Genomic DNA, 17,524 nt, shown 5'->3' with positions numbered 1-17,524 from the left:
TCAGGCTTACGCGATCGTTGTAGGAGCGGCCTCGTGTCGCGAAAGGGCCGCAGAGCGGCCCCGGCGATTTCTGTATCTACGCTGATGCCCTGGGGCCGCCTTGCGGCCCTTTCGCGACACAAGGCCGCTCCTACAGGGCTCGGCGCCAGAACCCGCTCAGGCCCAGCGCAGCCGAAACCCCCAGGCCGATCCAGGCCAGGCTATCCCAGACCCCATCACCCAGCAGCGCGGCGAACAGCCCGGTGACGCTGAGCAACGCGATCAATGCCGGCCAGGCAAAGATCCGGCGGGTGCTTTGCGAGTTGTGGCTCATGCCCGCGCCTCCTTGGGTTTACGCTGCTTGCCCCACCACAGGTACAGGCCGCTGCCGAGCACGATGATGGTCAGCACATCGAGCACCGCCCAGAGGATCTGCATCGGCCGCCCGCCGTAGTCGCCGAAGTGCAACGGCTGCGACAGGCCCATGGCGTCCATGTACCACGGGCGCTCGCCGACGGCGGTCACCTCGAGCGTGCGTGCGTCGATCAGTACTGGGGTGAACAGGTGCGACGTCAGCGGCGTGGCGCCATTCATGAACACCGCGTAGTGGTGCTCGCTGGAGAAGCGTGTGCCGGGGAAGGCGATGAAGTCTGGGCGCATGCCGGGCGCGGCTTGCTCCGCGATGTGCAGCAGTTGCGTGGCCGGTGCGCGCTCGGTGAGCGGCGGGGCATCGCGGTAGGGCGCGACCATGGCCGCCAGGCTGTCGTTGCGCCAGGCGGCGATCACCAGGTCGGACAGTGCGCTGACCACTCCGGTGACGCCGACCACCAGTGCCCAGCTCAGGGTGACCACGCCGATCAGGTTGTGCAGGTCGAGCCAGCGCAGCCGTGACGATTTTTCGTGGCGTACGGTGGCGAACTTCAGGCGGCGCATGAACGGCGCGTAGAGCACGGTGCCGGAGACGATCGCCACCACGAACAGCACGCCCATGAACGCCAGCAGCAGCTTGCCCGGCAGCCCGGCGAGCATGTCCACGTGCAGGCGCAGCATGAGCATCATGAAGCCGCCGTTGGCCGCCGGCATGGCCACTGCCTCGCCGGTGCGGGCGTCGAGCATGAAGGTGTGCGAGTCGTTCGGGTCGGTGCCGGCAGTGGCGGCGGTGATCGCCACCACGCCGTTGGGTTCGTCCTTCTCGTAGCCGAAGTACTGCATCACCTCGCCGGGGCGGTGCTGCTCGGCCTTGAGCACCAGTTGCTGCAGGTCCAGGTGCGGGGTGCCTGCCGGCATCTCGCGCAATTCGGGCGCTTCACCCAGCAGGTGCTCGATTTCGTGGTGGAAGATCAGCGGCAGGCCGGTGAGGGCGAGCAGGAGCATGAAGAGGGTGCAGATGAGGCTGGACCAGGTGTGGACGAAGGACCAGCGGCGGATGGTTGAGCTTTTCATCACGGTACCGTTTGCGTCTGTTGGACTGCGGGGCCGCTACGCAGCCCATCGCGGGACAAGCCCGCTCCTACAGGTAAAGCGCAACACCTGTAGGAGCGGGCTTGTCCCGCGATGGGGCGCGCAGCGGCCCCGGTCACTCAGAACTTGTAGGTGGCGCTGGCGACGACGCTGCGCTGGTCGCCGTAGTAGCAGTAGTAACCATCGCAGGTGGAGATGTAGTCCTTGTTCAGCAGGTTGGTGGCGTTGAGGGCCACCGATGCGCCCTTCAGGCTGTTGTCCAGGCGGCCGAGGTCGTAGTGCACCGAGGCATCGAACACGGTGTAGGCGTCGGCCTTGCCCAGCCAGGTGTTGCCCTGGTCGCCGTAGGTGTTGCCGGTGTAGCGCGCGCCGGCACCGATGCCGAAGCCGTCGAGCACGCCGCTGTGCCAGGTGTAGTCGGCCCACAGCGAGGCTTGCTGGTTGGGCATCAGCTGCAGGCGGTTGCCTTTGTACTGGCCATCCTGCACTTCGGACTTGGCCAGGGTATAGGCGGCGATCACCTTCAGGTTCTCGGTCACGTCGGAAACGGCTTCAAGCTCAAGGCCGCGCACCTTCACTTCGCCGGTCTGGCTGGTGATTGGGGTGCCGCCGACATTGCTGGTGACCGAGACGTTTTTCTGGGTCAGGTCATACACGGCGGCAGTCAGCAGCGTGTTGGAGCCCGGCGGCTGGTACTTGATGCCCAGTTCCCATTGCTCGCCCTCTGTCGGCTTGAAGCTCTTCAGTGGGTCGGCGTCCGCACCGTTGGCCGGCTGGAAGGACTCGGCGTAGGACAGGTAGGGCACCAAACCGGAGTCGAACACGTAGCTGATTGCCGCGTTGCCGCTGAACTTGGTGTCGCGCTGGGTGTTGGTGGCATCGCCCTTGTTGTAGAACTTGGTGCCGGTGTGTACCCAGTCCTGACGCCCGCCCAGGGTCAGGCGCCAGTTGTCCAGGGCCATCTGGTCCTGGAGGTAGAGGCCGGTCTGGACGGTTTTCTGGTTGTAGTCGTAGAACGCGGTGGAGCGGGCCGGGCGGGTGATCGGCACGCCGTACACAGGGTTGACGGCATTGGTAGGCGGTACGTCGAAGCCAAAGATCGACAGGTAGTCGTGATCGATGCGTTCGTGGTCCAGGCCGATCAGCACGGTATGGCTGACCGTACCCGTAGCGAAGTCGGCCTGGAAGTTGTTGTCGACCGCGAACTGGCCCATGTTCTCGTCGACGTTGGTGGACATGCGGTTGACCGTGCCATCGGCCTGCACCGGGCCACCGGGCGTGTAGTAGGCACCGGGGGTGATGTTCTGGAACGACAGCTCCGACTTGGTATAGCGCAGGTTCTGGCGGAACTGCCAGACATCGTTGAAACGGTGCTCGAACGCATAGCCCAGGGCGTAGTAGACACGGTCGTAGAACTCGTAGTTCGGGTCGCCCAGGTTCTTGTGGTGGGAGATATCACCGAACGGCATGTCGATCTTGGTGCCCTGGATCGGGCGGAACTGGCTGGTGGCCCCGGTATCGTCGTGGGTGAACTGGCTGAGCAGGGTCAGCTTGGTGTCTTCGCTGATGTTCCAGGTCAGGCTCGGGGCGATGTTGTAGCGCTTGTCGTCGATGTGGTCGATCTGCGTGCCGCCGTCGCGGATTACACCGCTCAGGCCGTACAGGAACTGGCCGGCGTCATCGATCTTGCCAGTGCTGGCGAAGTTGATCTGGCGATGGTTGTCGCTGCCGTATTCCACCTTGATCTCATGGGCGCTTTCGGCCTGCGGGCGGCGGCTGACCATGTCCAGCAGGCCGCCGGGTGGGGTCTGGCCGTAGATCGACGAGGCCGGGCCGCGCAGCAGTGCCAGGCGGTCGAGGTTCCAGGTTTCGGCTTTCGGGTTGACATACACGCCACGGGGCAGCGGCAGGCCGTCGAGGAATTGGGTGGGCTCGAAGCCGCGTACGCGCATCCAGTCGTAACGTGAGTCGCTGCCGTAGCTGGCGGAGACGATGCCGGGCATGTACTTCACCGCGTCATCGAGGCTGTGCACGCCGCGGTCGTTCATTTGCTGGCGGGTGGCAACGGAAATCGAACGCGGTGCTTCCACCAGGGCGGTGTCGGTCTTGGTGCCGGCGGCGGTGCGCTTGGCGAGGTAGCCGTCCACCGGGCCCCAGGCGCTTTCGCTGTCGCTGGCGGCGTTCACGGTGGTTTCCGGCAATGCCAGCGCACCTTCGGGGATGGCCACCAGGCTGTAGCTGCCGGCGCTGCTCTGTTGCAGTTGCAGGCCGGTGCCGCGCAGGGCGGCCTGCAGGGCGCCGAGGGCGTCGTACTGGCCGCTGACCGGTGCCGAGGTGCGACCACTGACCAGCGCCGGGTCCAGGGCCAGGGTGATACCGGCCTGGCTGGCGATCTGGTTCAGGGTGCTGGCCAGCGGTGCGCCGGGCAGCGCATAGGTGCGCAGGGCAGACTGTTCGGCAGCGAACAGGGCAGGGCTGGCCAGCGGGGCGGCCAGGCCGATGGCCAGGGCCATCAGGCTGGGGCGAAGCAAGGTATCAACAGCGCGGGACATGCGGCGGCTCCTCGACGGATAAGTGCTATCTGCTTCCTTGCCGAGTGAGAATTGAAAAGTGACAGGGGCTTTTTAAAAAAAAGTTGCAAGCTCCAAGTCCCAAGCGGCAAGAAAGGGCCGAGCGGCTCCTTCTTGCGGCTTGCAGCTTGAAACTTGCAGCTGCTTTATCGTGGGCTGACGGTTACCCACCACGGCGTATGCCGCTCGATCTTCACCGGCAGTACCGGTTGCAGCGAGGCCAGCGCCAGGTCGGTGTTGGTCAGCGGGAAGCTGCCGCTCACGCGCAGGTCGGCGACCTCGTCGGCCACGCCCAGGTGGCCGCTGCGGTACTGGCCGAGGGTGGCCACAAGGTCAGCCAGGCGCACGTTGTCGACCACCAGCATGCCGCGGGTCCAGGCGTCGGCGCCGACCGGTACCGGGCTGACCGCGCCCAGGCCTTCGCTGCTCATCAGCACCTGCTGGCCTTCGCGCAGCACCTGCTCGTCGCCGCTGTCGCGGGGCTTGGCGGCCACCGACGACTGCAGCACTTCCAGGCGGGTGCCGTCGGCTTCGCGCTTCACCAGGAAGCGTGTGCCCAGCGGGCGCAGGCGCCCATCGGCGGTACGCACTTGCAGCGGACGGCTGTCTTCATGGCCGGTTTCCACGGATATCTCGCCTTCGTGCAGGACGATCAGCCGTTGTTCGCCCCGGAAGTCGATGTCCACCGCCGTATGGCTGTTCAGGCTCAGCAGCGTGCCGTCTTCCAGGCGCAGGGTGCGCAACTCGCCGGTGGCGGTCCGTTGGTCGGCCAGCCAGTAGTCCGGCGACAGCGAGGGCATGCCGGCCCAGGCCAGCACGCCGCCGAGCAGCAGCATGCCGGCCAGCCCGGTAAGCCGCCTGCGCATGCCGGCGCGCGACTGCAACAGGGCATGGCGGGCAGGGCCGGCGGCGGTGTTGAAGCGCTGGTCGAGCAAGCCCAGTTGCAGCCAGGCGCGGGCATGTTCCTCGTGGGCGGCATGCCAGCGCATGAACTCGTTGCGCTCGTCAGGGCTGCCGCTGCCTTCGTCCAGGCACAGCTTCCAGGCGATGGCTGCATCCAGCACCGCGCTGGACACGGGGGTGTTGTTCATGTCGGTTGCCCGTACAGGGCGATATAGCACTGGCGCATGCCCTGGGCGATGTACTGGCGCACGCGGGAAACCGAAACACCCAGGCGTTCAGCGATTTCGGCATGGCCCAGGCCGTCCAGGCGGTTGTGCAGGAACGCGGCGCGCGCCTTGCTCGACAGCTTGCCGAGCAGGCGGTCGATGGCCTTGAGGTCTTCCAGGATCAGGTATTGCAGCTCGGGTGAAGGCTGTTCGGCTTCGGGCAATAGCGCCAGTTCGGTGAGGTAGGCCTGCTCAAGCGCGGCGCGGCGGAAGTGGTCGAACAGCAGGCCTTTGGCCACGGCGACCAGGAATGCGCGGGGTTCGCGGGGGGCGTCCAGCCGTTCGCGGCCGAGCAGGCGCACGAAGGTGTCCTGGCTCAGGTCTTCGGCGCGCTGGCGGCAGGCGGTGCTGCGTTGCAGCCAGGCCAGCAGCCAGCCGCGATGGTCGCGGTACAACGCGGTGACCAGGTCGGCGTGTGGGCTGTGAACAGACGTCAAGGAACGTCCCCCGATAAAGAATGCGTTAACTAACGATAATTATTCGCGATTGTGGCAGAGGCGGGGGTGGGCACGCAATTGACGCTTATCGGATTGCCAGTATGGATGTTTGGTAACTGTGGCTACCTCTTCGCGGGTCAACCCGCTCCCACAGGTTCAGCGCTGACAAGGAAACCCTCATCGCATCTGTGGGAGCGGGTTCACCCGCGAAGGGGCCGGCACAGGCTATAGACCGTGGCTCTGTACCTTGCGCCGACGCCACTGTTTCAAGCGCTGATCCAGCTGCAATGGGCTGTCCAACTGCTGACGGCGGGCCTGGCTGAACAGGATCAGGGCCAGCTCGGCGGTGACCTGGGCGTCGGCACAGGCATGGTGGCGGGCTTGCACCTCGAGGCCGAAACGGGCGATCCAGTCATCCAGCCCGGCCTCGCGCAGCACCGTGTCGGGGTTGAGCATGGGGGCCAGTTCCGCCACATCGAAGAACGGGTGTTGCAGGCGCAAGCCGAGGCTGTCCTTCAACGACCGGGCCAGCATGTGCTGGTCGAAAGGGGCATGGAAGGCCAGCACCGGGCTGTCGCCGATGAACGCCATGAGGTCGAGCAAGGCTTCGGAGGGGTCGCTGCCGGCGGCCAGGGCGCTGGGGCCCAAGCCGTGGATCAGCACGCTGGCGTTGGTTTTCTGCTCGGGGCGGTGCAGGGTGCGTTCGAACTGCTGGCCGAGGTCGATGGCACCATCCTCGATGGCCACCGCGCCGATCGACAGCACCTGGTCGCGGTTGAGGTTCAGGCCGCTGGTTTCCAGGTCGAGCACCACCCAGCGCTGCTCACGCAGGGAGCACACGGCCAGTGGCGCAGGCCCAGGCAGGCTGGCCAGGCGCTGGCGCAGGTGCTCGTCCAGCGTGGGCGCCGGCGGGCGCAGCCAGGCGAGCAGGTTCATAACTGGTACCGCAGGGCCAGGCTGCTTTGCAGGCGCTGGGCCTGGCGCAGGGATTCGCGCAGGATGCGCCGGTCCAGGTGGTTGAGGCTGTCCGGGTCGAGGCGGTTGGAGTAGGCCAGGTTGTCGCGGGTCTGGCGCTGGTGCTGCTGCATGCGGGTCTGCTGGATGAAGTGATAAGCCTCTTCATAGGCGGCGCCGTCGAGTGCTTCGATAACGCCTTTTTCGACCAGCTGGCGCAGGCGCTCGAGGGTATTGCAGGCCTTGATGCCATGGGCCAGGGCCAGCAATCGGGCACCGTCGACGAAGGGCGTCAGGCCCTGCACCTTGAGGTCGAGGGTGGCGGCCTTGTCGTCACCCTGGCGGGTCAGCACGAACTCGCGCAGGCGCCCCACCGGTGGGCGCTGGCGCAGGGCGTTATCGGCCATCAAACGCTGGAAAATGCGGTTGTCGGCCACCTGCTCAAGCATGCCCTGGCGCAGTTGCTCGCAGCCCTGTTCATCGCCCCAGACCACGCGCAGGTCGAAATAGATGCTCGAGCCCAGCAGGTTCTCCGGGCTGGCCTCGCGCACGAAGCCGGCGAAGCGCCGCGCCCATTCGCTGCGCGACAGGCACAGCTCGGGGTTGCCGGCCATCACGTTGCCCTTGCACAGGGTGAAGCCGCACTGGGCGAGGTTGTGATTGATGTGCTGGGCCAGCGGCAGCAGCCTGGCGCGGATGGCGTCGGCCTCGGCGCGGTCACGGGCCTCGAAGAGGATGCCGTTGTCCTGGTCGGTGTGCAGGGTCTGCTCGCGGCGGCCTTCGCTGCCGAAGCACAGCCAGCTGAACGGCACGCCCGGGTCGCCGCGCTCGGCGATGGCCAGTTCGATCACCCGGCACACGGTGTGGTCGTTGAGCAGGGTGATGATCTGGGTGATCTGGGTCGAAGAGGCACCGTGGGCGAGCATGCGTTCGACCAGTTGGCCGATCTCGCCGCGCAGCGACACCAGGCTGTCCAGCCGTGGGGCGTGGCGGATGGTGCGCGCCAGGTGCACCAGGTCGACCCGCTGCAGGGAAAACAGGTCGCGCTCGGAGATCACCCCGCACAGGCGCTGGTTGTCCACCAGGCAAACGTGGGCGATGTGCCGTTCGGTCATGGCCATGGCGGCGTCGAAGGCGCTGGCCTGGGGGCTCAGGTGGAACGGTTTGGCGGTCATGTAGCGGTCGATCGGTGCGGTCAGCTCGGCGCTGGCATCGGCGACCACCTGGCGCAGGTCGCGCAGGGTGAAGATGCCGGTGGGGTAGCGCTGATCGTCGACGATGACGATGCTGCCAACCTGTTGCTCGTGCATCAGCCGCACCGCTTCACGTAGCGGCGTGTCGGGGCTGCACACCACCGGGTGACGCAGGGCCAGTTCGCCCAGCGGGGTGTTCAGCGAATACTGGGTGCCCAAGGTCTCCACCGCTTTCTGGCGGACCTGCTGGTTGACCTGGTCGAGCAGGCTGCTGACCCCGCGCAGGGCGAAGTCGCGGAAGACGCCGGACATGGAGAACAGGCGGATGAACGCGGCCTTGTTCAACTGCAGGCAGAAGGTATCTTCGCCGGCCAGGTGCTCGGTGCGGGTGGCGCGCTCGCCGAGCAAGGCGGCCAGCGGGAAGCACTCGCCGCCGGTGATCTCGAAGGTGGTCTCGGTGCCGGGCCGGGTGACGTGTTGGCGTTCGCCGAGCACACGGCCCTGCTTGACGATGTAGAAGTGCTCGACCGGGCCGTCGCTGGGTTTGATGATGCTTTCGCCAGCGGCGTAGAAGCGCAGCTGGCATTGCTCCACCAGGAAGGCCAGGTGGCCGTGTTCCATCTGATTGAACGGTGGAAAGCGCTGCAGGAACTGCAGGGTGCCCTGGATGTTCTGCTGCACCGCTGTTCTGCCGGCCTGGGTGTAGGCGTCCTTTTTGCTCATGAAGCTGACCGTTTCGCTACGCCGAACTATATATATCTATCTATAGGGCTCGGCTTTGTTGTTCTCGGCCTCCATGGTCGGCTGGCCGCCTTGTGGTGCCCATTGGACGTAAGTCTAGAGCCACCGCTGGCATGGCCCCGACGAAAGGCGCACCGGGTGGTGCGGGTTTTAAGGTCTTAAGGCTTGAGCGCGATTTTTTGACGAGACGACCATGGCTGAGCATGACGACATTCTGAGTGACGCCGAACGTGAGGCGTTGGCCGTGGTAAGCGCGCCGGTGGCGCCCAAACCGGTGGTATTGGTGGTGGATGACAACCCGGTGAACCGCGAGGCGCTGAGTTTGTACCTCAAAAGCCGGGGCATCGAGTGCATGACCGCCGACGGCGCCGAAGAGGCGATGTTGAAGCTGCATTACGAGCGCCGGATTGCCTTGATGATCACTGATTTGCGTATGGAGCCCGAGGATGGTCTGGCGCTGATACGGCGAATTCGCGAAACGGAGCGGGCGGCGTTGTCGATCATCGTGGTGTCGGGCGACACCGATGTGAAGGAGGCGGTGGACGTGATGCACCTGGGGGTGGTGGATTTTCTGCTTAAGCCGGTGGATCTGGGCAAGTTACTGGAGCTGGTGCGCAGGGAGTTGCGAATCGATTAGGGCAGGGGCTGCTTCGCAGCCCAATCGCCGGCAAGCCGGCTCCCACAGTTGATCGCGATACCTGTGGGAGCCGGCTTGCCGGCGATTGGGCCGCAAAGCGGCCCCTTGCTGATTACAGCCCGTTACGTGCCTTGAACTCGCGACGACGGCGGTGCAGCACTGGCTCGGTGTAGCCGTTCGGCTGCTTGGCGCCTTCCACCACCAGCTCGATCGCCGCCTGGAACGCGATGTTGTCATCGAAGTTCGGCGCCATCGGGCGGTACTGGGCGTCACCGGCGTTCTGCTTGTCCACCACCGCGGCCATGCGCTTGAGGCTTTCCAGCACCTGGGCCTCGGTCACCACGCCATGGCGCAGCCAGTTGGCCAGAAGCTGGGCCGAAATGCGCAGGGTGGCGCGGTCTTCCATCAGGCCGACGTCGTTGATGTCAGGCACCTTCGAGCAACCCACGCCGTGGTCGATCCAGCGCACCACGTAGCCGAGGATGCCCTGGGCGTTGTTGTCCAGCTCGTTGCGGATCTCGTCGGCCGACCAGTTGGTGTCGGCGGCCAGCGGGATGGTCAGGATGTCGTCCACCGAGGCCGGGGTGCGCGACGCCAGCTCGCGCTGGCGGGCCTGCACGTCGACCTTGTGGTAGTGCAGGGCGTGCAGGGTGGCAGCGGTCGGCGACGGTACCCAGGCGGTATTGGCGCCAGCCAGCGGGTGGGCGATCTTCTGCTCGAGCATCGCGGCCATCAGGTCGGGCATGGCCCACATGCCTTTGCCGATCTGCGCGCGGCCTTGCAGGCCGGTGGCCAGGCCAACGTCGACGTTGTTGTTCTCGTAGGCGCCGATCCACTTCTCGTTCTTCATGGCGCCCTTGCGCACTACGGCGCCGGCTTCCATGGAGGTGTGGATTTCGTCACCGGTGCGGTCGAGGAAGCCGGTGTTGATGAACACCACGCGCTCGGCGGCGGCCTTGATGCAGGACTTGAGGTTGACCGTGGTGCGGCGTTCCTCGTCCATGATGCCGACCTTGACGGTGTTGCGCTTCATGCCCAGCAGGTCTTCGACGCGGCTGAAGATCTCGGCGGCGAACGCCACTTCTTCCGGGCCGTGCATCTTCGGCTTGACGATGTACACGCTGCCGCTGCGGGTGTTCTTGCGGCTGGTGTTGCCGTTGAGGTTGTGCAGGGCGATCAGGTTGGTGAACAGGCCATCCTGGATGCCTTCGGGGATTTCGTTGCCCTGGGCGTCGAGGATCGCCGGGTTGGTCATCAGGTGACCGACGTTGCGCACGAACAGCAGCGAACGGCCGTGCAGGGTGACGCTGCCACCGTTGGGGGCGGCGTATTCACGGTCCGGGTTCATGGTGCGGGTAAAGGTCTTGCCGCCTTTGCTCACGCTTTCGGCCAGGTCGCCTTTCATCAGGCCCAGCCAGTTGCGGTAGACGATCACCTTGTCGTCGGCGTCGACGGCGGCGACCGAGTCTTCGCAGTCCATGATGGTGGTCAGCGCCGACTCCATCAGGATGTCCTTCACGCCGGCGGCGTCGGTGCTGCCGACCGGGGTGCTGGCGTCGACCTGGATCTCGAAGTGCAGGCCGTTGTGCTTGAGCAGCACGGCGGTCGGTGCGGCGGCATCGCCGTGGAAACCGATCAGCTGGGCGTCGTCACGCAGGCCGCTGTTGCTGCCGCCCTTGAGGGCCACGACCAGTTTGCCGCCTTCGATGCGGTAGGCAGTGGAGTCGACGTGGGAACCGGCTGCCAGTGGCGCGGCCTCGTCGAGGAAGGCGCGGGCGAAGGCGATGACTTTGTTGCCACGCAGCTTGTTGTAGCCCTGGCCTTTCTCGGCGCCGCCTTCGTCACTGATCACGTCGGTGCCGTACAGCGCGTCGTACAGCGAGCCCCAGCGGGCGTTGGCGGCGTTCAGGGCGAAACGGGCGTTCATCACCGGCACCACCAGCTGCGGGCCGGCCATGTGGGCGATTTCTTCGTCGACGTTTTGCGTGGTGGCCTGGAAATCGCCTGCTTGTGGCAGCAGGTAGCCGATTTCCTGGAGGAATGCTTTGTAGGCTACGGCGTCGTGGGCCTGGCCTTTGCGTGCCTGGTGCCAGGCATCGATCTTGGCTTGCAGCTCGTCGCGCTTGGCGAGCAGGGCTTTGTTCTTGGGGGCGAGGTCATTGATGATCTTCTCGGCACCCGCCCAGAACTGCTCGGCGTTGATGCCGGTTCCCGGAATGGCTTCGTTGTTGACGAAGTCGAACAGGACCTTGGCGACCTGAAGGCCACCGACGTGAACGTATCCAGTCATTGCTTGCCTCACCTTTGCTCAGCTATTTCGCTTTCGCTCTTCTGTATTAAGCCTGTAGCGCTTCTCTAAACACGGCACCAGTGCATGCACTCGTTGGGCGAGCGCGGCTGGGTGCGGCTCGCCAGACGGGCTGGCGGGCGGTTCGCGTATTTTCACAGGCGCCTTGGCAGACATCCAAACGACGCTTTGTAGTCCGCGTCGACGCATACTACATGAAGCAGCAGGCAGGTAAACATCAGACTAAAAGCGTCGCTGCGTGACCGGTAAGTCGCTTGGGGTCACGCCGGGAGAGGGTATGTTCGCAAAAAACAGGTGGATTGTTCCAGATAAATCTTGAAACAGTACACGATTGGTCGGACGGACTGTCCTGCGGCAGGATGCCGCGCCTTGCCTATACTGATTCGGTCCCTGTTGTTCGGCCGTTTCACGCGGCCCTGACCGAACCTGAAGGAGTGGCCTGTGGACCATCTCGTACTCACCGTGATCGCCCCCGACAAGGCCGGGCAGGTCGAACGTATTGCCCAGTGCATCGCCGATCACAGTGGCAACTGGCTGGAGAGCCGTATGTCGCGTATGGCCGGGCAGTTCGCCGGGATCTTGCGGGTGGCGGTGCCTGCAGAGCACTACGACGAACTGGTCGTGTCACTCAATAAGCTGTCGAAATACGATATTCGCGTGCTGATTGCCGAAAGCGGCATCGAGCCGTCCTGCACCTGGAAGCCGATCGCCATGGAGCTGGTGGGCAACGACCGGCCGGGCATTGTCCGTGATATCACCCGTTTGCTGGCGGAGCAAGGGGTCAACGTCGAGCGCTTGAGCACCGAGGTGCGGCCGGCGCCGATGAGCAGCGAGCCGTTGTTCCATGCCGACGCCCTGCTGGCGCTGCCGTTGACCTTGTCGCTGGAGGACTTGCAGCAGCGGCTGGAGAGTCTGGCGGATGATCTGATGGTGGAATTGAAGTTGCGGCCGGAGGATTGATTTGCGGGCAATCGCGGGGCAAGTCGCAACGGCGAACCGCCGCTCCCACGGTTATCCCGATTTAACGGGGACGCCCCTGTGGATAACCTGGGGGCGTACCGCTACAGCCCAGTAGCCACGTAGGCTGGCGAGATTTGAGCAAAAAACGTCCACTTATCAGTAGCTTGTGCACAAACCACGGGGACGAGGGTGTGGATAACCTCTGGAGAGCTTGCTGCAGGCCACGCAGCGCATGGCCTGCAGGGTTTTGATCATTATTTGATCAAGTGCGCTTGCGCAAACTGAGCCAGGCATCGACGCTGTAAATGGCCAGGCCCGCCCAGATACAGGCGAAGGCCATCAGGGTGCTGGGCGACAGGTGCTCGCCGAACAGCAACACCGCTTGCAGGAGCACCAGGGTCGGCGCCAGGTACTGCAGGAAGCCCAGGGTGGTGTAAGGCAGGTGACGGGCGGCGGCGTTGAAGCACACCAGCGGTACCAGGGTTACGGGGCCGGCGGCGATCAGCCACAGCGCTTCGCTGCTGCTGAAGAAGTCCAGGCTGGCGCTGTTGGCGGTGGGGTGCAGCAGCAGCCAGCCGATGGCCAGGGGCACCAGCATCCAGGTTTCCACCACCAGCCCAGGCAGCGCCGCCACTGGCGCCTGTTTACGAATCAAGCCATAGAAGCCGAACGACAGCGCGAGGGCCAGCGACACCCACGGCAGGCTGCCGACCTGCCAAACCTGCTGCGCCACGCCCAGTGCCGCCAGCCCTACCGCCAGCCATTGCAGGCGGCGCAAGCGCTCGCCGAGCAGCAGCATGCCCAGCAGTACATTGATCAGCGGGTTGATGTAGTAGCCCAGGCTGGCCTCAAGCATGCGACCGTTGTTCACCGCCCACACGTAGGTCAGCCAGTTGCCGGCGATCAGCGTGCCGCTCAGGGCCAGGATGGCCAGGCGGCGTGGGTTGTCGCGCAGTTCGCGCCACCAGCCGGGGTGTTTCCACACCAGCAGCAACAACGAGCCGAACAGCGCCGACCAGAGCACCCGGTGGACGATGATCTCCACCGCCGGGACGCTCTGGATGGCTTTGAAGTACAGGGGGAACAGGCCCCAGATGATGTAGGCGCCGAGGCCCAGGATGTACCCGCGGCGCGGGTTGGCGGCGTGCATGCAAAATCCTTGCTTAGGTAGCTAAATAAAGCGACGCCTATTGTAGACAGAGCACGCGGCGCTTCTAGAACAATTTCAACGGTTGTTCATCCAGTGCGGCCATCTGTTCGCGCAGGGCGAGGATCTGGTCGCCCCAGTAGCGCGGCTGGCCGAACCAGGGGAAGCTCGGCGGGAACGCCGGGTCGTCCCAGCGCCGCGCCAGCCAGGCGCTGTAGTGCAGCTGGCGCAGGGCGCGCAGTGGCTCGATCAGGGCCAGTTCGCGCGGGTCGAAATCGTGAAACTCGTTGTAGCCGTCGATCAGCTCGGCCAGTTGGCCGAGGCGCTCCTCGCGGCTGCCGGCGAGCATCATCCACAGGTCCTGCACCGCCGGGCCCATGCGGCAGTCGTCGAGGTCGACGACGTGATAGGCCTCGTCACGGTGCATCAGGTTGCCTGGGTGCAGGTCGCCATGCAGTCGGGTCAGCTGGTGTGGGGTGCGGGCATAGATATCTTCGACCCGCTTGAGCAGGTCACGGGCTACGGACTCGAAGGCCGGTAGCAATTCACGAGGGACGAAGCCGCCGTCCAGCAGGGTGTTCAGCGAGGCATGGCCGAAGTTATCCACTGCCAGGTGCTCGCGGTGCTCGAATGGTCGGGTGGCGGCGACGGCGTGCAGGCGGCCGAGCAACTGGCCAAGGCGGTAGAGCTGGTCGAGGTTGCCGGGTTCCGGCGCATGGCCGCCACGGCGCGGGAACAGGGCAAAGCGAAAGCCGCCGTGCTCGAACAGCGAGCGGCCTTCATGCAGCAGGGGCGCCACCACCGGCACTTCGCAGTCGGCCAGTTCGGCGCTGAAGGCGTGCTCTTCGAGGATTGCTGCATCGCTCCAGCGGCCGGGGCGGTAAAACTTGGCGATCAGCGGCTGGGCCGCTTCGATACCCACCTGGTAAACCCGGTTTTCGTAGCTGTTGAGAGCCAGTACTCGGGCATCGCTGAGAAAGCCCAGGCTTTCCACCGCGTCCAGGACGAGGTCGGGGGTGAGGGTATCGAAGGGGTGAGACATACAGGGCTCCAGGCGCGGGGACAGCGTGGGCGCATGGTAGCGCATTCCGTGCGCGCGCTCGTTCGCCGGTACTTGTGGGAGCGGGTTTACCCACGAAGCAGCCAACGCGCTGCTTGGCACCGGCGTTGCCGGTATTCGCGGGCGAACCGCCGCTCCCACAGGTTTCCCGCTCAGTCCGCCCCTGTGCCGGTGATCCTGGCGCAGCACCCAGGCTGGCTATACCGGCACGCCCAGCAGTACATAGGAGGGATGGAACTGCACCCGGATCTCGCACCCTGCCCGTACCTGATGCTGCTCCAGCCATGGCTGCTCGGCGATCGCGCACAAGGTCTGGCCGTTGCCCAATACCAGGCGCACTTCGCGCTGCTCGCCGTCATCGGCCAGCACTTCCTCGACCGTGGCCTTGAGGCAATTGCTGCCGTGCTCGGCCTGCTCGTCGGCGCCCAGCAACTGCACCCAACCCGCCTTGAGCAGCGCCAGTACCGTGGCACCCAGGGTCAGTTCGAGCCGTTCGGTACTGCCACGGGTGATCAAGGCTTCAATCTCCAGCCCGGCGCCGAGGGCCAGGCTGATACGGTCATGCCGGCCTTCGCGGCGCAGGCCGCTGATCCGCCCCTGCAACTGGTTGCGGGCACTGGTGCGCAGCATCAGGCGCCCGAGCAAGTCGAGGTCGCTGGTGTGCTCTGCGGCTTCGAGCATCTGTGTCTGCAAGGCTTGCAGGCGCTGGTACAGACGCAGCACCCGCTCGCCCTCGGCGGACAGCCGCGCGCCGCCACCACCGCGCCCGCCCGTGCTGCGTTCCACCAGTGGCTGGTCGGCGAGGTTGTTGAGCTCGTCGATGGCGTCCCAGGCGGCCTTGTAACTGATGCCGGCGGCCTTGGCGGCGCGGGTGATCGAGCCTTGTTCGGCGACATGCTGCAGCAGGGCGATGCGTTGGGGGCGGCGGGCGATGTGCTGGGTGAGCAGGGCGGGCAGGGACATGGGCGGGTATCGGTTGTGCGGAAGATTGCCCGACGTTGCCGCCCGCACCCGGTCAAGTCAAGCCTGATCGGGCCGGGGCGTACGCGCCAGGCAATAGATGTCGACGCGCCGGGCGCCGTGTTTGCGCAGCAGACTGGCGATGGCCTGGGCGGTGGCGCCGGTGGTCAGCACGTCATCGATCACCGCCAGGTGCAGGCCTTCGATTTGTGCGCCCGGGGCGAGGGCGAAGGCCTGGCGCAGGTTGCGCTGCCGGGCCCTGGCCCCCAGGGCCTGCTGGGCTTGGGTGTCGCGAGTGCGTTCGAGCAGGCGTTCGTCGCAGGGCAGTTGCAGTTGCGTGGCCAGCCAGCGGGCCAGCATCGCTGCCTGATTGAAGCCGCGCTGGCGCAGACGGCGGCTGGCCAGTGGCACGGGCAGCAATCGATCGGGCCGTGGCAACTGTTCGTTGAAGCGATGTTCCAGGGCCTGGCCGAGCAATTGCGCCATCAATCGCCCCAACGGCCACTGGCTGTTGTGCTTGAAGCGGCTGATCAGGCTGTCGACCGGAAAGCCGTACTGCCACAACGCAATGACCTGGTGAAACCTTGGCGAGCGGCGTCGACAGCTGGCGCAGGTGAAGCCGTCCATCGGCAGTGGCAGTGCGCAGCGGCGGCACTGCCCGTCGAGCCAGGGCAGTTCATGTTCGCAGGCCATGCACAGCGGCCAGGGCTGTTGCGCGGGTTCGTCACAGAGCAAACAGGTATGGTCAATATTTGTACACTTGTAAACCGATGCTTTTATGTTTGGTTGACAGTTCATAGGCCTTCCGTGACTATGCGGGCTATCCGTGATGCGCTGGCGGGCTTTCCTGTCCCGGCGTCAGTCAGACCATAGATAAGGAAACGCCGATGAGCGCCAGCACAATTGCAACCACACGTCACGACTGGTCCCTGGCCGAGGTCAAGGCGCTGTTCCAGCAGCCTTTCAACGACCTGCTGTTCCAGGCGCAGACCATGCATCGCGCGCACTTCGACCCCAACCGCGTACAAGTATCGACCTTGCTGTCGATCAAGACCGGTGCCTGCCCGGAAGACTGCAAGTACTGCCCACAGTCCGGCCACTACAACACCGGGCTGGAAAAACAAAAGCTGATGGAAGTGCAGAAGGTGCTGGAAGAGGCCGCCCGGGCCAAGGCCATCGGCTCTACGCGCTTCTGCATGGGGGCTGCGTGGAAACACCCGTCGGCCAAGGACATGCCCTACGTGCTGGAGATGGTCAAAGGGGTCAAGGCCATGGGCCTGGAAACCTGCATGACCCTCGGCAAGCTCGACCAGGAGCAGACCGTGGCCCTGGCCCAGGCCGGCCTGGACTACTACAACCACAACCTCGACACCTCGCCGGAGTTCTACGGCAGCATCATCACCACCCGCACCTACAGCGAGCGCCTGCAAACCCTCGCCTACGTGCGTGATGCCGGCATGAAGATCTGCTCCGGCGGCATCCTTGGCATGGGCGAGTCGCTGGACGACCGCGCAGGCCTGCTGATCCAGCTGGCCAACCTGCCTGAGCACCCGGAATCGGTGCCGATCAACATGCTGGTCAAGGTCGCCGGCACACCGTTGGCTGAAGAGGAGGACGTCGACCCGTTCGACTTCATCCGCATGCTGGCGGTGGCCCGGATCCTCATGCCAAAGTCCCACGTGCGGCTGTCCGCAGGCCGCGAGCAGATGAACGAACAGATGCAGGCCCTGGCCTTCATGGCCGGTGCCAACTCGATCTTCTACGGCGAGAAACTGCTGACCACCGCCAACCCGCAGGCCGACAAGGACATGCAGCTGTTCGCCCGCCTCGGCATCAAGCCCGAAGCCCGTGAGGAGCACGCCGATGAGGTGCATCAGGCCGCCATCGAGCAGGCCCTGGTCGAGCAGCGCAACAGCGAGCTGTTCTACGACGCAGCTTCGGCCTGAGC

15 protein-coding genes are annotated in these 17,524 nt (G+C 65.2%); 3 read left to right on the top strand and 12 right to left on the bottom strand.

What is annotated here, in order from left to right; all coding sequences use genetic code 11:
• Window positions 1-130 precede the first annotated feature (130 nt).
• From L6D77_RS12865 to L6D77_RS12835, 7 genes are all read right to left on the bottom strand, one after another.
• Complete coding sequence (locus tag L6D77_RS12865) at window positions 131-313, bottom strand: DUF4175 domain-containing protein (protein ID WP_151030231.1); 183 nt, start codon at window positions 311-313, stop codon at window positions 131-133.
• Window positions 310-1,422 (bottom strand): PepSY-associated TM helix domain-containing protein, encoded by a 1,113-nt coding sequence (locus L6D77_RS12860; protein ID WP_232883773.1) that lies wholly within the window; start codon window positions 1,420-1,422, stop codon window positions 310-312. The genes L6D77_RS12865 and L6D77_RS12860 overlap by 4 nt, the downstream gene beginning before the upstream one ends.
• Window positions 1,423-1,559: 137 nt before the next feature.
• Window positions 1,560-3,992 (bottom strand): TonB-dependent siderophore receptor, encoded by a 2,433-nt coding sequence (locus L6D77_RS12855; RefSeq protein ID WP_232883774.1) that lies wholly within the window; start codon window positions 3,990-3,992, stop codon window positions 1,560-1,562.
• 164 nt (window positions 3,993-4,156) lie between these two features.
• Window positions 4,157-5,101 (bottom strand): FecR domain-containing protein, encoded by a 945-nt coding sequence (locus tag L6D77_RS12850; RefSeq protein WP_232883775.1) that lies wholly within the window; start codon window positions 5,099-5,101, stop codon window positions 4,157-4,159.
• Window positions 5,098-5,616, bottom strand: coding sequence for an RNA polymerase sigma factor (locus L6D77_RS12845; protein ID WP_232883776.1), 519 nt, complete (start codon window positions 5,614-5,616; stop codon window positions 5,098-5,100). The genes L6D77_RS12850 and L6D77_RS12845 overlap by 4 nt, the downstream gene beginning before the upstream one ends.
• 225 nt (window positions 5,617-5,841) lie before the next feature.
• Window positions 5,842-6,552, bottom strand: a complete 711-nt coding sequence (locus tag L6D77_RS12840; RefSeq protein ID WP_232883777.1) for a 3'-5' exonuclease — start codon at window positions 6,550-6,552, stop codon at window positions 5,842-5,844.
• Window positions 6,549-8,486, bottom strand: a complete 1,938-nt coding sequence (locus L6D77_RS12835) for a DUF294 nucleotidyltransferase-like domain-containing protein (RefSeq protein ID WP_232883778.1) — start codon at window positions 8,484-8,486, stop codon at window positions 6,549-6,551. The genes L6D77_RS12840 and L6D77_RS12835 overlap by 4 nt, the downstream gene beginning before the upstream one ends.
• A gap of 211 nt (window positions 8,487-8,697) precedes the next feature.
• Here L6D77_RS12835 and L6D77_RS12830 point away from each other — a divergent pair, with 211 nt between their 5' ends.
• Window positions 8,698-9,141 carry a response regulator gene (locus L6D77_RS12830; protein WP_232883779.1) on the top strand — a complete coding sequence of 148 codons (444 nt, stop codon included), beginning with the start codon at window positions 8,698-8,700 and terminating at the stop codon, window positions 9,139-9,141.
• 112 nt (window positions 9,142-9,253) lie between these two features.
• On the opposite strand, the gene L6D77_RS12825 is transcribed toward L6D77_RS12830, so the two are convergent.
• The gene (locus L6D77_RS12825; RefSeq protein ID WP_232883780.1) at window positions 9,254-11,431 is read right to left on the bottom strand and encodes a malate synthase G; all 2,178 of its coding nucleotides are present in this window, start codon (window positions 11,429-11,431) and stop codon (window positions 9,254-9,256) included.
• 459 nt (window positions 11,432-11,890) lie between these two features.
• On the opposite strand from L6D77_RS12825, the gene L6D77_RS12820 reads away from it, so the two are divergent.
• Entirely contained in the window at window positions 11,891-12,409 is a 519-nt protein-coding gene (locus L6D77_RS12820) for a glycine cleavage system transcriptional repressor (protein ID WP_232883781.1), read from the top strand.
• A gap of 262 nt (window positions 12,410-12,671) precedes the next feature.
• Here the strand turns inward: L6D77_RS12820 and rarD are convergent, their stop codons facing one another.
• The 4 genes from rarD to L6D77_RS12800 form a co-directional block, all read right to left on the bottom strand.
• Window positions 12,672-13,559, bottom strand: coding sequence for an EamA family transporter RarD (rarD, locus tag L6D77_RS12815; protein WP_232883782.1), 888 nt, complete (start codon window positions 13,557-13,559; stop codon window positions 12,672-12,674).
• A 64-nt stretch (window positions 13,560-13,623) separates the two neighbouring features.
• Window positions 13,624-14,598 carry a serine/threonine protein kinase gene (locus L6D77_RS12810; protein ID WP_232883783.1) on the bottom strand — a complete coding sequence of 325 codons (975 nt, stop codon included), beginning with the start codon at window positions 14,596-14,598 and terminating at the stop codon, window positions 13,624-13,626.
• Between the two features lie 216 nt (window positions 14,599-14,814).
• Entirely contained in the window at window positions 14,815-15,579 is a 765-nt protein-coding gene (locus tag L6D77_RS12805) for a TOBE domain-containing protein (protein ID WP_232883784.1), read from the bottom strand.
• Window positions 15,580-15,636: 57 nt separating this feature from the next.
• Window positions 15,637-16,374, bottom strand: coding sequence for a ComF family protein (locus tag L6D77_RS12800; RefSeq protein WP_232883785.1), 738 nt, complete (start codon window positions 16,372-16,374; stop codon window positions 15,637-15,639).
• Window positions 16,375-16,463: 89 nt separating this feature from the next.
• Here L6D77_RS12800 and bioB point away from each other — a divergent pair, with 89 nt between their 5' ends.
• The gene (bioB, locus tag L6D77_RS12795) at window positions 16,464-17,522 is read left to right on the top strand and encodes a biotin synthase BioB (protein WP_232883786.1); all 1,059 of its coding nucleotides are present in this window, start codon (window positions 16,464-16,466) and stop codon (window positions 17,520-17,522) included.
• Window positions 17,523-17,524: the final 2 nt, after the last annotated feature.

Source organism: Pseudomonas parasichuanensis (assembly GCF_021601385.1).
GTDB classification, from domain to species: Bacteria; Pseudomonadota; Gammaproteobacteria; order Pseudomonadales; family Pseudomonadaceae; genus Aquipseudomonas; species Aquipseudomonas parasichuanensis.
Note: the sequence above shows the minus strand (reverse complement) of the source record. Positions and strands in the feature narration are given on the sequence as shown.

Excerpts from the sequence above, each read along its gene's own strand:
- L6D77_RS12865 (WP_151030231.1), bottom strand. The coding sequence starts at position 313 with ATGAGCCACAACTCGCAAAGCACCCGCCGGATCTTTGCCTGGCCGGCA.
- L6D77_RS12860 (WP_232883773.1), bottom strand. The coding sequence starts at position 1,422 with ATGAAAAGCTCAACCATCCGCCGCTGGTCCTTCGTCCACACCTGGTCC.
- L6D77_RS12855 (WP_232883774.1), bottom strand. The coding sequence starts at position 3,992 with ATGTCCCGCGCTGTTGATACCTTGCTTCGCCCCAGCCTGATGGCCCTG.
- L6D77_RS12850 (WP_232883775.1), bottom strand. The coding sequence starts at position 5,101 with ATGAACAACACCCCCGTGTCCAGCGCGGTGCTGGATGCAGCCATCGCC.
- L6D77_RS12840 (WP_232883777.1), bottom strand. The coding sequence starts at position 6,552 with ATGAACCTGCTCGCCTGGCTGCGCCCGCCGGCGCCCACGCTGGACGAG.
- L6D77_RS12835 (WP_232883778.1), bottom strand. The coding sequence starts at position 8,486 with ATGAGCAAAAAGGACGCCTACACCCAGGCCGGCAGAACAGCGGTGCAG.
- L6D77_RS12830 (WP_232883779.1), top strand. The coding sequence starts at position 8,698 with ATGGCTGAGCATGACGACATTCTGAGTGACGCCGAACGTGAGGCGTTG.
- L6D77_RS12825 (WP_232883780.1), bottom strand. The coding sequence starts at position 11,431 with ATGACTGGATACGTTCACGTCGGTGGCCTTCAGGTCGCCAAGGTCCTG.
- rarD (WP_232883782.1), bottom strand. The coding sequence starts at position 13,559 with ATGCACGCCGCCAACCCGCGCCGCGGGTACATCCTGGGCCTCGGCGCC.
- L6D77_RS12810 (WP_232883783.1), bottom strand. The coding sequence starts at position 14,598 with ATGTCTCACCCCTTCGATACCCTCACCCCCGACCTCGTCCTGGACGCG.
- L6D77_RS12805 (WP_232883784.1), bottom strand. The coding sequence starts at position 15,579 with ATGTCCCTGCCCGCCCTGCTCACCCAGCACATCGCCCGCCGCCCCCAA.
- L6D77_RS12800 (WP_232883785.1), bottom strand. The coding sequence starts at position 16,374 with ATGAACTGTCAACCAAACATAAAAGCATCGGTTTACAAGTGTACAAAT.
- bioB (WP_232883786.1), top strand. The coding sequence starts at position 16,464 with ATGAGCGCCAGCACAATTGCAACCACACGTCACGACTGGTCCCTGGCC.